This window comes from Paracoccus binzhouensis (assembly GCF_016446475.1).
Lineage (GTDB): Bacteria > Pseudomonadota > Alphaproteobacteria > Rhodobacterales > Rhodobacteraceae > Paracoccus > Paracoccus binzhouensis.
Genome location: NZ_JAEHFP010000249.1, coordinates 1 through 966, shown reverse-complemented (window position 1 = coordinate 966; position 966 = coordinate 1). Strand labels below are relative to the sequence as shown.

The 966-nt window shown below is 59.2% G+C and carries 1 protein-coding gene; it reads left to right on the top strand.

Going from position 1 to position 966, the window contains the following annotated elements:
- The first annotated feature begins 154 nt into the window (after nt 1-154).
- Nucleotides 155-909, top strand: a protein-coding gene (locus I9P22_RS24280) for an IS5 family transposase (RefSeq protein ID WP_199262791.1) whose coding sequence is annotated in 2 segments (ribosomal slippage) — nt 155-476 and nt 476-909 — 756 coding nt in all. Because the reading frame shifts where the segments join, the coding sequence is not laid out codon by codon here.
- Nucleotides 910-966 lie beyond the last annotated feature (57 nt).

The following is a 966-nucleotide window of genomic DNA, read 5'->3' as shown; positions in this document are numbered from 1 at the left end:
TACATGTCAGCACCCGGTGACGCGCCAAAATCAGCTTTGAAGATTCCTCTTGCGCAAGGGGCGGTTATACATGTTGCACAAATCGGCTTAGGGTCAGGATGCATTGATTTTCAGTGTGCTACGTGATTCACGGCTCGGAAAACGGAGCGGTGACATGAGCGACCTGTACTGGCTGACCGACGAGCAGATGACCAAGCTTGCCCCTTTCTTCCCGAAGTCGCACGGCAAGCCACGCGTCGATGACAAGCGTGTTCTAAGCGGGATTATCTTCATCAATCGCAATGGTTTGCGCTGGCGAGATGCCCCCAGGGAGTATGGGCCGCACAAGACGCTCTACAGCCGGTGGAAGCGTTGGAGCGAGAAAGGCATTTTCGCCAGGATGATGATCGGGCTGGCCGCCGACCACGGCGAGGAAAAGACCGTGATGATCGACGCGACCTATCTGAAAGCGCACCGCACCGCGACCAGCTTGGCCGTGAAAAAGGGGGGCGTGGACGCCTCGTCGGCCGGACCAAGGGCGGCATGAACACGAAGCTGCATGCCATCTGTGACAGCCAGGGCCGACCGCTCGACCTGTTCGTCACCGCAGGGCAGGTCAGCGACTACATCGGGGCGCGGGCGTTGCTCAGCAGCCTCCCAAAGGTCGATTGGCTGCTCGGGGATCGCGGCTATGACGCCGACTGGTTCCGGGAAGCCTTGCAGGACAAGGGGATACGAGCCTGCATCCCCGGCCGAAAGCAGCGCAAGACACCGGTCAAATACGACAAGCGCCGATACAAGCGGCGCAACCGCATCGAGATCATGTTTGGCAGGCTCAAGGACTGGCGGCGCGTGGCAACCCGATACGACAGATGCCCGAAGGTCTTCCTCTCGGCCATCGGTTTTGTCGCAAATTTCCAAACAGTCTGAAAGGGTCTGAGCGCTGGACATAATTATGCAGCGAGCCTCGCAAAGGTCTGGAACGCC